This is a genomic window from Bacillus cereus group sp. MG1 (assembly GCF_040460035.1).
Taxonomy (GTDB): domain Bacteria; phylum Bacillota; class Bacilli; order Bacillales; family Bacillaceae_G; genus Bacillus_A; species Bacillus_A cereus.
On sequence record NZ_JARVGY010000002.1, the window covers coordinates 155,791 to 169,213 of the forward strand.

The window sequence follows — 13,423 nt, forward strand, 5'->3', positions numbered from 1 at the left end:
TTGTCAGGAGTGAGTAACTATGGTTGAACGAATAGCGAATAAAGATAAAGTAATTGCCGCAAATGAACGAATAAAGGAAAGAGAATTTTGGTTAGAAAACTTATCAGGGGAACTGGCTGATTGCCATTTCCCTTATGATTACCGGACATCAAACAAACAGGTGAATTTATCAAATGTTAGCATAAAACTAAAAGAGGAATTGTCCGAGAAGATTTTAAAGTTAGCAAATGGATCAGATCTTCAATTGCACATGATTCTTACTGCTGGACTTACTTTACTGTTAAATAAATATACTAGATTGCAAGATATATGCATTGGTACACCTGTTTTAAAACAAGACAGTGATACTAACCTTATTAATACTTTGTTAGTTTTAAGACATGGTCTTGAGGAACATATGACATTTAGACAAATTCTCCAGCATGTTAGTACAGTAATGGTTAATGCTTTAGAAAATCAAAATTTCCCATTGGAAAGTTTACAACCGGTTTTGAGTAACTACCTTCCAGAGGGGCGTAATTATCCATTCCGTACTGCAATTTTGCTAGAGGAAATTCAAGATTTAAATTATTTAAGAGAGAGCAATGCTGAGATTATATTCTCTTTCCGTCAAGTAAATGGGTGTATAGAAGGTGATATGTATTTTAATGAACATCTATACAAAACATCTACTATTACGCGATTTGGTCATCATTTTATAGACTTGTTAGAGCAAGCTTTACTACAACCGAATACGCCGCATATAGATTTAGATTGGGTTAGTGATAATGATATAAGAGAGTTAATCACATTTAATCAAACTGAGTTAGATTACCCGCATCATTTAACGGTGATACAGTTATTTGAAGAACAAGTCATGCATAATCCAAATAAACTTGCTGTTTCTGATGACAAAAGAGAAATAACATACGCTCAATTAAAAGAAAAGGTAGATCTGGTTGCCAGTTCTCTACATAAAAAAGGAATTGGAAAAGGACACATTGTTGGCCTTATGATGGATCGATCAATTGATGCAGTAATTGCATTGCTAGGTATTTTAAAAAGTGGGGCTGCTTATTTACCTATTAACATATATTTGCCGTATAAACGGATAGAGGCAATGCTAAAAGAATGTAAATCTCCACTTTGTATAGTAAAACCAGAAGTTATTAGTGAAGATTTTACAAGGGAAATCCAGGATTGTAGTATGGTAAGTTTTAATGAACTACTTAAAACAGAATTGGTTAGTTTCCCTTCAGTAAGTACACCTTACGATTTGGCATATGTTATTTTTACCTCTGGAACAACAGGTAATCCTAAAGGAATTATGATTGAAAATCGTAGTGTTGTAAATTTAATATTCGGGTTAAAAAATGAAATATATGATAAATATAGTTCCTCTATGCGAATCGGGTTAGTTTCACCTTTTGAGTTTGACGCTTCAGTACAAAACATGTTTGGTGCGCTTTTATTAGGAAATAGTTTATTTATAGTACCAGAGGAAGCAAGAACTGATGGGCAGAAGCTAATTAATTTTTATCAAGAAAAGCAAATAAATATCGCGGATGGAACGCCGATGCATCTTCGATTATTAAATAATTTTATAGATAAAAAAATAGAATATTCATTTAAACATTTTATTATTGCTGGAGAGGAATTACCACCGAAATTAGCACGGAAGTTCCTTGGTTTATTTAATGAAAACTGCCGACCAAATTTAACAAATGCTTATGGACCTACAGAGACAACTGTAGATTCTACATGTTATCATGTTCAGCACGCTGAGTTAGAATTTATGAATCAATTACCAATAGGAAGACCTCTAGCTAATCAAAAAGTTTATATTATGGGTGATAATCAACAATTACAACCCGTTGGAATTCCTGGGGAATTGTGTATTTCAGGAGAAGGATTAGCAAGAGGTTATTTAAATCAACCTAAGTTAACTATGGAGAAATTTGTTCCTATACAAATCAACAAAGAGGGTTCTTCTATTATAGATGACAAGGTATATCGTACTGGAGATTTGGCACGCTGGTTACCAGATGGAAATCTTGAATATTTAGGCCGTATGGATGATCAAGTCAAAATTCGTGGATTACGAATTGAATTGGGAGAAATAGAAAAGCAACTATTACGATATCCTGAAATTGGTGAAGCTATTGTAATTACACGTAAAAAAGAGGGAGAAGATGCTCCGGTTTTATGTGCATATGTTGTTATGAATTCTTCAGCTAAAGTAGAAGAGGTACGCCAATTCCTTAGAGAGTATTTACCTTTTTATATGATTCCTGCATACATCATCCCGATTGAGCAGTTTCCAATCTCATCAAACGGTAAAATAGATCGGAAAGCTCTTCCAGATCCAATTTGGGAGCAATCCACAGCTTTATTTATTGAACCACGTAATGAAATTGAACAAATGCTCTCTGAGATATGGAAAGTAGTACTTGGAATAGAGAAAATAGGTGTGAATGATAACTTTTTCGAATTAGGAGGTAATTCATTACAAATTACTTCTGTTGTTTCACACATATATAAACGTTTAGGTGTAGATGTACCTATACGTGAAATGTTTCAAAGGCCTACAATTATGCTATTAGCGGAGTATATAGAGAAATATGAAGGGAAGAAAAATTATTCTCAAATTGAGATCGTACCTGATAGAGAATTTTATCAAGCTTCTTCTTCACAAAAAAGATTATATATATTAAACCGCTTTGCTGGAATAGGAACTGCCTACAATATACCAGGTGCAATGTTAATAGAAGGTGAGTTTGATTTTATAAAGGCAGAACAATGTGTCAAAGAATTAGTAGAACGTCATGAATCATTAAGAACTTCATTCCAATTTATTAAAGGTGAACCAGTTCAATTTATTCATGATAGTTTAGATATTAGAATTGAACATTTATATAAATCTGATAGATCAACAATTGAAGAGCTAATACAGGAATTTGTTCGTCCTTTTCAGTTAGATAGGGCTCCACTTATGCGCGTCGGTTTAATGAAATTAGAATTCAATCAATATCTGTTACTATTTGATCTTCATCACATAATAGCAGATGGAGTATCTTTAGCGAAGTTAGAAAAAGAGTTTATAGATTTATATTCAGGCAAAGCCTTAGAGCCTATTAAAATACAATACAAAGATTATGCCAATTGGCAAACCAACCGTTTACATGATGAAGGGCTGAAAGAAATTGAAGAGTATTGGGTAGAGAAGTTTAAAGGTGAGTTACCAATTCTTATGTTCCCAACCGATAAGCCACGTGGGCTAAATCAAACTTTTGAAGGTGATAGATTAGTATTCCATTTAACACCTGAACTTTCTAATAAATTAAAATCCTTTGCGGATGAAAGAGAAGCTACTTTATATATGGTACTTCTTTCGTCACTAAATATAGTATTACATGTGTATACGCAACAGGAAGATATTATAGTAGGTTCTCCAATTGCAGGAAGAATTCATCATGATCTTGAGCCTATCATAGGTATGTTTGTAAATACTCTACCTATGAGAAATCATCCTAAAGCGGAAAAGACGATAATTCAATTCTTAAATGAAATAAAAGAAAATGCGCTAGAAGCATTTCAATATCAAGAATACCCATTTGATGAGTTAGTAAATAAGTTAGACATGGCTTATCATACTAATCGAAATCCTGTATTTGATGTCATGTTAGTAATGCAGAATATCGGAAGAACATCAGAAAAAATAAAAGATATTACATTTAAATCATACGAAATTAAGCATCAAGCTTCAAAGGTAGATATGAGTATAGAAGTATTTCCGGAAGAAGAGGGTCTGCGATTAGAATTGGAATACGCGACAGGACTATATTATCCGCAAACTATAGAGCGGTTTATGATGCATTTTATAAATACGCTAGAGTGGATGGTAGCTAATCCTGAAGCGAAAATTGAAGACGTTAATGTTTTAAGTAAAAGTGAATCCACAAGGATGTTAAATGAACTTAATAATACAAAATTAGATTTTACTCAGGGTAAATTAGTTCATCAATTTTTTGAGGATCAGGTTGAAATTAAACCAGAAGAAATCGCAGTTATTTCAAATGATATACCGTACAGTTATTCGTATATCAATAATCGAGCAAATCAGCTTGCTCGTATTCTTAGACAAAAAGGTGTAGATCAGGAAACTAAAATTGGTATCGTTGTGGAAAGATCCGTAGAAATGATTATAGCTATATTTGCTGCGCTAAAATCTGGAGCTGCATATGTACCAATTGATCCTGAATATCCAAAGCGTCGAATGGAACATATTTTAGAGGATTGTAATCCTCAATTTGTACTTACAGAATCTAAATACGTAGGTGAAATTCCATTTGTAGGAGAGATTATTGATTTAAAGCAAGAAAATTTGTACGTTGGTGATACAAGTAACCTGGAGGTTACTGGAAAACCAAATCACTTAGCTTATATTTTATACACCTCCGGTTCTACAGGTAGACCAAAAGGAGTCATGATTGAACATTGTAGTATTGTGAATTTCTTATTCTCAATGTCTCATTTATATCCTATGGATGAATCAGATACGTATCTACTAAAGACACCTTATATATTTGATGTATCTGTTCTAGAGTTGTTTGGGTGGACCATAGTAGGTAGTAAATTAGTAATAATGGACAATGGGGAACATCGAAACCCAAGAGCAATTTTAAGAACTATAGATAAATATGATGTAAAATTATTAAATTTTGTACCGTCTATGTTTAGAGCATTCGTAAATACACTTAATAATGAAAATTGCCAGGTTTTAAATAAAGTAAAGTATATATTACTTGCGGGTGAAGCTTTGACACATGAGGTGGTTAATAAATTTAAAAAGCATCGACTATCGACTCAAATAGAAAATATGTATGGTCCTACTGAGGCGACGGTTATCGCAAGTACATTTTCACTTCAAGAAAGTGAAAACTATAATACTATTCCTATTGGAAAGCCTATTCCGAATGTAAGGCTTTATATACTTAATCAAAAACAGAGACTTCAGCCTATTGGCGCGGTAGGAGAGCTGTATATTGCGGGAGAAGGGCTTGCAAGAGGATATGTAAATCAAATGAGATTAACTGAAGAAAAGTTTTTACCAGACCCATTTGTAAAAGGGGAGAAAATGTACAGGACAGGAGATCTTTCACGCTGGTTACCTGATGGGAATATAGAATTCCTCGGTAGAAATGATGAACAATTAAAAATTAGAGGATATCGAATTGAGCCAGGGGAAATTTTAGATGCTTTATCTTCACATCATGCAATTAAAGAAGCAGTGATAGTAGACATTCAAGATGAAGATGGGCAGAAAAAACTTGTAGCTTATTTCGTAGCAAAATCACCTGTATCCATTTCTGATTTGAAATTGCATCTTGCGAAATTAGTTCCGAGTTATATGATACCTACTTTCTTTGTTGAAGTTGAAAACATACCATTAACATCAAGTGGAAAGGTTGATCGACATTCCTTACCTTCACCTAGATCTTTACCTAAGAATGAGGAGGAGAGTATGATGTCTCCTAGTAATGAGTTAGAATCTCGTTTGGTTGAAATATGGAAAAGTATATTGAAGATTGAAGCTGTCGGTGTAGAGGATGATTTCTTTGACTTAGGAGGAAATTCTCTACTAGCTATTGAGCTTGATCTTGCTTTAGAAAACGAGAATCTTAATACGGACGACTTAGTTGCATATACAAAACGCAATATTAAACAACTAGCTGCTTATATAGCAGAAAAGAAAAATAATTAGTATTACTTCATATTGTAAACACGACTTTTAAGAGTTTAAATTTACACTTGCTATACTGTGGGATTAAAGGAGCTTTCCCTCTTAGCTTTCTAGAATGTTAGTGTTTATTCTGGTGACTATGAGTTAGGGAATTCTCCTCCCTATTATAGAATGATTAAAAAAAAAGTGATTCGAGAAATAAGATTCTTTATATGAAATGCGTTAATAATAATTGATAGCTTTTTAAAGAAGATATACATATCTCTGTCAACTTAGTATAGAGAAATAACCAAATTACAATAGTTTTTCCTGTTGGTAAAAATATAGAGGTGAGTAAATGGGAAATTATACTTCTTCAATCTTATATGATGTAGAGCCTTGTAAAAGTTCTGAACAGAATTGTATTGATGATGTAATTGCTACGTTAGCTAATTGGTTTAAGCGTAAACATTATTTAATGTACGCTAGATTATGGGATTTTGGTTTTTCTCCTGTCGATAATGGAAATCTAGGGGATGGTTTATATACAGAGTCTGGTTATTTTGTAAGTGATTTAGAAAAATATCATGGTATAAAAAGTACTATATTTGATACAGATTCATCCGATGAAGGATTTGAAATTATATTAGAACAATTATACTCGGGATTTCCTGTGGTGGTAACCATGAATGCATACTGGCTTCCTTGGGATGAGAATTATCTAAAAAATCATATTGTTCATTCATTTGTTATTGTAGGATATGAGCCCGAAGAAGACTGTTTAATTATTACCGATCCATATTTTATGGTTAAAAATGCACAACTTTCAACAGAACTTTTTCATAAGGGTTATCAAAAAGTAAGTACTTTAAAAGTTACTGAAGATGAAATCACAGACATACAATCGATTACAACCGATTTGTCAAATTGGATAAAACATATAAAAGATGAAAAACATATTTTTTCACAAATGCACCTTTTTGCCACGAAACTAATAAGTAGGTTTGATTTAAATAAAGAGACAGATGGATATTTAGACTTTAATGATGTTCCGTTATTCTCACATTTAGGTCAAGTTGTAGATGGCCGAGTGAAGTTTTCAAAAATGCTTTCGTTTCTTGGTGAGCGTTATCACTCTGACTTCCAAACTATCGCTGAATCTATGAAGACAGCAGCTGCCAATTGGGGAGTAATTCGTGGATCATTGATAAAAATGCACTTAACAAAATCAGTAACTAAAGAAGGAATAGTAAACATTTCAGATAAAATTCACCATGCTGCTGAATACGAGCAAAATTTAGCTGAACAAATAATGACATTTCTTTTTTCTGTTATAGAAGGTAATACAAAGAATGTAATTATAGATTCTTTTCCATCGATGGAGACTACTAATTATGTAAAACCACTCGATGATATGGAGAGAAAGCTAGTTGATATATGGAAAGAAGTTATAGGTAATCCTTGTATTGGTGTGGAAGATAATTTTTTCGCACTTGGTGGTCATTCCCTTCATGCCACTGTAATCAACGCTAAAATATGGAAAGAATTTAACGTGCAATTATCATTGGCAAATCTTTTTGAGTATCCAACAATAAGCACTTTAAGTCATTTTATTAAAAATTCAAAAGAAAATAGGTTGCAAGATATAGAAATAGTACCGGAATCTGAGGTATACCCGGTTTCATCGACTCAAAAAAGAATGATGTTATTACAAGAGATGGATGGGGCACAGATGACATACAATGTACCAAGTTGTTTTATTCTTAAAGGAACGGTGGACTGGAAAAGGATAGAATTAGTCTTTGAAAAGCTTATTAAACGCCATGAAATACTCAGAACACAGTTTGAGTGGCAGGGGGATCAGTTAGTACAGAGAGTATTAGAACAGGTAACATTTGAGCTAGAAATGATAAAGGGAGAGTATAAAGAATGGTTGCAACCATTTAATCTTTCTAAGGTTCCGTTAATGCGGGCTGGACTAAAGGAGTTAAAAGATAATAGTTATTTACTTGTAATTGACCTTCATCACATCATAACAGATGGCGTGTCTTTAAGTATATTTATGAATGATTTTAAGGCCCTATATGCTGGGGAAACATTGCCGGAAAATCGTTTGCAATATAAAGATTATGCTGCGTGGGAACAAAAATTATTATCTTCTAAAGAATTTGATATCCATGAGAAATACTGGGAAGAATTATTCTCAGGGGATATACCAGTTCTTGAATTACCATATGATCGAGGTCGACCACCTGTAAAGAGTTTTGAGGGTGAACAATATAATTTCCAAGTAAACAAGGAAATTACTCGAAAAATAAAAAAAATAGCACTAGAAACTGATACGACACCTTTTATGTTACTTATGGCTACCTTCACTATTTTTCTGTACAAGCATGGGGAACAAAAGGATGTCATTATAGGATCACCAGTTGCAGGTAGGCCGCATGCTGATCTGTTACCTCTTATGGGGCTGTTTGTAAATACAATTGCATTACGTTATCAAATAAATCCAGATCAATCTTTTATTAATCACTTGAAAAAAGTGAAAAACGATACGTTAGAAGCTTTCGAACATCAGGTGTATCCATTTGATCAGTTAGTGGAAAAATTAGATCTTTCTAGAGACTTAAGCCGAAGTGCTTTATTTGATGTCATGTTTGTATTACAAAATTCTGATGAAAAACATACAGTTGTGGATGGATTAGAAATTAGCACGGAAACAAACACAGATACACTAACAAGTAAGTTTGATTTAACTCTTATTGCTGAAGAAAATAAAGATATATATGAATTCACTTTTGAATATGCTACATCTTTATTTGATAAATCAACAATAGTAGAATTTGGACGGCGATTTAACCTTCTATTAGAAGAAATAACAACTCATCCTAATGTTAGTCTAAAAGATATTCAAATGTTAACAAGTGAGGAAAAAGAACTTGTTTTATCTGCGACTCAGGAGAAAGAAAAAATAAAAATAGAGACTGATTTTAATTGGGATATAGTTTAATTGATTTCCCAGGTCTCAGAAGGAGTAATTACATGGATAATCATGAAAAAATACGTCAATACATTAAAAAAAATCTTATTATTTTTAATGCAGAGGAAACTATTGTTGCTAATGATGACAACATATTTGAAAAAGGTTATGTAAATTCGCTCTTTGCTATGCAAATGTTAAATTTCATAGAAACGGAGTTTGATATAGTAGTAGATAATGATGAACTTGATATTATTAACTTTTCTACTATTAATAATATGGTTGATCTAATTAACAAAAAGAAGAATGGGAATTTTACAGTATGAGTAATGCAGAACAGATTCTGGGAGTAGTTGATGAGTTTGCGGAAAAGAAGCTTCGGCCTCGAGCAAGTGAGTTTGAAAGTAATGAAGAGCTTCCCTATGATGTGATACAAGAAATCTCAAGTTATGGTGTATTGGGTGCAACGATACCAAAAGAATATGGTGGGCTTTCTCTTGATTCTTTAGATTATGGTCGTCTTACTGAAATCATTGGTAAAGCTTGTAATTCGGTTCGTGAATTACTTACAGTTCATGTATCTTTAGTAGGGGAGTCAATTAAAAGGTGGGGGACTGAAGAGCAAAAGAGAAAATGGTTACCTGAGATGGCAAAGGGGAACCTATTATTTTCATTTGCCCTAACTGAGCCAGAGGTTGGTTCTGATGCAAAAGCGGTTGGAACTTCCTATAAACAAGTTAATGATCATTTTATTCTTAATGGGCACAAAAAATGGATTTCTTTTGCTGACATTGCGGATTGTTTTTTAGTTTTTGCGTCTAGTGAGGGGAAAGTTAGCGCTTTTATTGTTGAACGGTCAATGACGGGTGTTTCTACAAATAAAATGAGTAAACTGTTAGCAAGTAATTCCTCGCATATAGCTGAGATTCATTTGCAAGATGTAAAGGTACCAGCTGAAAATTTGTTAGGACCAATTGGGGGTGGATGGAGTTATGTAGTTAACACAGCTCTTGATCATGGTAGATATAGTATTGCCTGGGCGGGAGTAGCCATTGCTCAAGAAGCACTAGAAGCAATGGTAGCTTATTCAAGAAGAAGAAAACAAGGAAATAAATATATATGTGAATATGAAGCAATTCAAACAATTTTAGCAGAAGCAAGTGTAAATATAAAAGCAGCTCGTTCGTTATGCCAAGAGGCTGGGAAAAAGCGTCAGGATAGACATACTGATGCTGTAATTGAAACAACCATTGCAAAATATTTTGCCTCAAAGATGGCTATGAAGGTAGCCACAGACGCTGTCCAAGTGTTTGGTGGAAACGGGTTTTCAAGAGAATATCCTGTTGAGCGTTTATTTAGGGAAGCAAAGGTTTTAGAAATTATTGAAGGTACCTCGCAGGTACTTCAGCCAATTATTGCGCAGCATGCACTTCACACTTGTTCTCAAAAGGGAGGACTTTTAAGAATATGATTTATGAATTGGTAAAAGAAAAGGATGAATTCAAACAAATATCTCCACTTCTCGTTGATTATAAGAACCATCCAATACTTAATGGTATAGCTCATGGTTACAATAAGGGACATATTTATGTGGATAATCCTAATAACCCTAGATGTGCACTTGTATGGGCAGAACAAGAAATTTTTTATTTATTAGGTGATCCTACAAGTAATTTTGTTTCAAGTCTACCAACTTTTATTAAAGAAGTAATTGCACCTGAGGCTCAGCAGATAGGGGATGACTTTTTTCAGGTTGAATTATTACCCGAATCAAAATGGAAACAGGTTGTCGAGGAACAATTGCAAATGTTTATTCCTAAACCTTACACTCGAGTAACATTTACTTTTGATCCGGAGTCTTATAATAAGTTATCTAAACCTAATATGCCTGATGAGGTAACGGTGGAACGCATTACAATCGACATGTTATCAGATAAAAAGTTCGCAATGGTACGGGATGATATTGTTGATTTTTGGGAGTCAACTCAGGATTTCATCCGAAATGGATTTGGTTATGTAGTAATGGTACATGAACAAGTTGTAACTAGTTGCTTATCGGTTTTTGCAACAGATACTGATGTGGAAATTGGAATTAATACTTATGATTTATTCCAGCGAGGTAAAGGGTATGCTTGGTTGGCTGCAAGAGCATTCTTGGATGACTGTTTAAAACAAGGAAGAACACCACATTGGAAGACAGAGGATTTTCGTATTCCATCTATTAAACTAGCGGGAAAAGTTGGATTCACAAATCTTCAAACCTATACAGCTTATGTGTTTCCTTATAACGAATTAGATAATTTCGTTTTTACCGCATACCATCAACTAAGATACTATTCAGATTTTAATAAAGCTAGTGAGTTTGTACAAAAAGCTCGTACTATAGGAGATTTAAATGCATGGCATCATTTTTTACTTTCATGTGGTTATTCATTAATTGATAGAATCGATCTTTCGTTAAAGCATATGAATCTTGCACTGGATTTAGGATGGAATGATGTATCAGATATTCGCTATGTAGTTGATTTAGTGAATTTAAGAAAAACTGAAGAGGGACGAGCTTTATTAGATAGAGTTGAAGATAGCTTAAGATGAAAAAAAGGGAGATAAAAAGATGAATATTGTATTTATGTTTCCTGGCGTAGGATCCCATTATTCTGGAATGGGTAAGTACCTTTATGAAAACTTCCCTGTAGCACGTGAGATATTTGAAGAAGCAAGTGACACTCTAAAAATAGACATGGCTTCCCTTTGTATGGAGAAGATATACAAAGCTGACCTTGAAAAGTTACAAAATTCACAGACTGCTTTAGTAACAACTAGCATGGCAGCTTTTCGAGTTTTTGAACAGGAAATAGGCAATAAACCAGAGGCAATGATTGGATATTCTTTGGGAGAATATACAGCTCTATGTGCTTCTGGAGCAATTGCATTTTCAGATACCTTAAAATTAGTACAAGAACGTAGTACGATTTTGAGTAGCTATGCATTGACTATAGATGGAACTATGGCATGGGTTAACAATCTTGCTCCAGAAATTGTTGAAGGTATTTGTTCAGAATTGTTAACCAAGGGACAGGAAGTATATATATCGGCTTATGACACTCCAAATAAAACATCAATTTCTGGTACAAACTCTGCGGTTCAGTTAGCTTGTGAAATGGTAGTAGAGCATGGGGGAATTGCAATCCCCCTTAAATTAAGTGGGCCATTTCATTCTCCTATGATGCAACCTGCTGCTGAAAAATATAAGAGTGTACTAGAAAATATAGATATGAAACAGCCATTAGTACCTGTCATAGCGAATCATGATAGTTCAATGTATAAAGGTGTAGAAAATATAAGAGAAAACCTTTACTTACAATTAATAAAGCCTGTGAAATGGTTGGACATGATTCACTATCTAATGAATCAAGGGTCTATGAAAGCTATTGAAATGGGACCAAAGGAAGTCTTGAAGTATCTTCTGCAAGCTATTAACCCTGCTATATCGACATTTAATTATGAAAGGGAGAAAGATATCCTAAATACAAAAAATTCTTTTACATTACAAGAATCTGATTATGAAGAAGTTATATCAGGGTGTTTAACTGTAGTTGTAAGTACAAAAAATTATAATACAGATTTAAGTGATTATCAGAAAAAGGTAGTACTCCCATTTCAAAAGGTCCAAAGTCAATTGGAAGAAAAAATTAATTCGGGGTATTCAGTGGAGAAAAGTGATGTAGAAGAAGCAATCCAAATGATGAAAACAGCACTTACTGAAAAACAGATTAAAGAGAGAGAACAAAAACGTTACCTGCAAAGAGTTCTTCAATGTAAAAGTTTTTAGATATAAATTATAAATATATTAAGGGAGCGATGATGGATAAATGTTCAAGAAAATTGGTATTGTAGGTGCTGGAACAATGGGGATCGGCATGGCAGTAGATTTAGTGCTGCATGGTCTAGAAACGGTATTAATTGATGTTACAGAAGAGCAGTTAGAAATAGCGGAAGAGAAAATATTAGAGACAGTTCGCTTTGCTCCTCTAATTAATAAAGCATTTCCTAGAATGCATAAGGAAGAAGTACTTTCGTTAATAAGTAGCTCTACTAATCTTGATGAAGTGGCTGAATGTGATTATATAGTAGAAAATGTTCCAGAAAACTGGCAAATTAAAGAGCCGATCTATAGAAGATTAGATGAGATTTGTAAAAAGGATACAATTTTTGGAGTCAATACGTCTTGTATCTCAATAACAAAAGTAGGAGGAGTAACAAAGCGTCCAGATAAAATAATAGGAATGCATTTTATGAATCCGGTATATATGAAACCATCTATAGAAGTTATTAGAGGGTATTTAACTTCAGATGAAACGGTCGAAAAAGCTCAATCTTTCCTCAAACAATTAGATAAAGATGCAATTGTGGTTAATGATCAGACTGGGTTTGTTTCTAACCGTATCTCCCACTTATTCATGAATGAATCGGCTTGGGTTGTAATGGATGGTGTAGCAACGCCTAAACAGGTAGACGATATATTTAAAAAATGCTTTGGACATACAATGGGTCCATTAGAAACAGCAGATTTAATTGGGTTAGATACAGTATTACATTCTTTGAATGTACTTTATGAGGAATATCAAGATCCAAAGTTTAGATGTTGTCCATTACTTAAAAAGATGGTGGATGCAGGTGAATGTGGTAGAAAGAGTGGTAAAGGTTTTTACGCTTATTAAAATTAAAAATTACAAATAGGG

General features: G+C 33.6%; 7 protein-coding genes. All 7 read left to right on the forward strand.

What is annotated here, in order from left to right; translation table 11 throughout:
- Positions 1 to 19: 19 nt before the first annotated feature.
- Positions 20 to 5,743, forward strand: a complete 5,724-nt coding sequence (locus QCI79_RS28700; protein ID WP_021728618.1) for a non-ribosomal peptide synthetase — start codon at positions 20 to 22, stop codon at positions 5,741 to 5,743.
- A 316-nt stretch (positions 5,744 to 6,059) separates the two neighbouring features.
- Positions 6,060 to 8,711, forward strand: coding sequence for a condensation domain-containing protein (locus tag QCI79_RS28705; RefSeq protein ID WP_021728619.1), 2,652 nt, complete (start codon positions 6,060 to 6,062; stop codon positions 8,709 to 8,711).
- A gap of 32 nt (positions 8,712 to 8,743) precedes the next feature.
- Positions 8,744 to 9,007 carry an acyl carrier protein gene (locus tag QCI79_RS28710; protein WP_000368639.1) on the forward strand — a complete coding sequence of 88 codons (264 nt, stop codon included), beginning with the start codon at positions 8,744 to 8,746 and terminating at the stop codon, positions 9,005 to 9,007.
- Complete coding sequence (locus tag QCI79_RS28715; RefSeq protein ID WP_021728620.1) at positions 9,004 to 10,152, forward strand: acyl-CoA dehydrogenase family protein; 1,149 nt, start codon at positions 9,004 to 9,006, stop codon at positions 10,150 to 10,152. Before QCI79_RS28710 ends, QCI79_RS28715 begins: the two co-directional genes overlap by 4 nt.
- Positions 10,149 to 11,276, forward strand: coding sequence for a GNAT family N-acetyltransferase (locus tag QCI79_RS28720; protein ID WP_000638851.1), 1,128 nt, complete (start codon positions 10,149 to 10,151; stop codon positions 11,274 to 11,276). The genes QCI79_RS28715 and QCI79_RS28720 overlap by 4 nt, the downstream gene beginning before the upstream one ends.
- Positions 11,277 to 11,295: 19 nt before the next feature.
- Complete coding sequence (locus QCI79_RS28725) at positions 11,296 to 12,513, forward strand: ACP S-malonyltransferase (protein WP_001028177.1); 1,218 nt, start codon at positions 11,296 to 11,298, stop codon at positions 12,511 to 12,513.
- Positions 12,514 to 12,553: 40 nt separating this feature from the next.
- Entirely contained in the window at positions 12,554 to 13,402 is an 849-nt protein-coding gene (locus QCI79_RS28730) for a 3-hydroxyacyl-CoA dehydrogenase family protein (protein WP_000473347.1), read from the forward strand.
- Positions 13,403 to 13,423 lie beyond the last annotated feature (21 nt).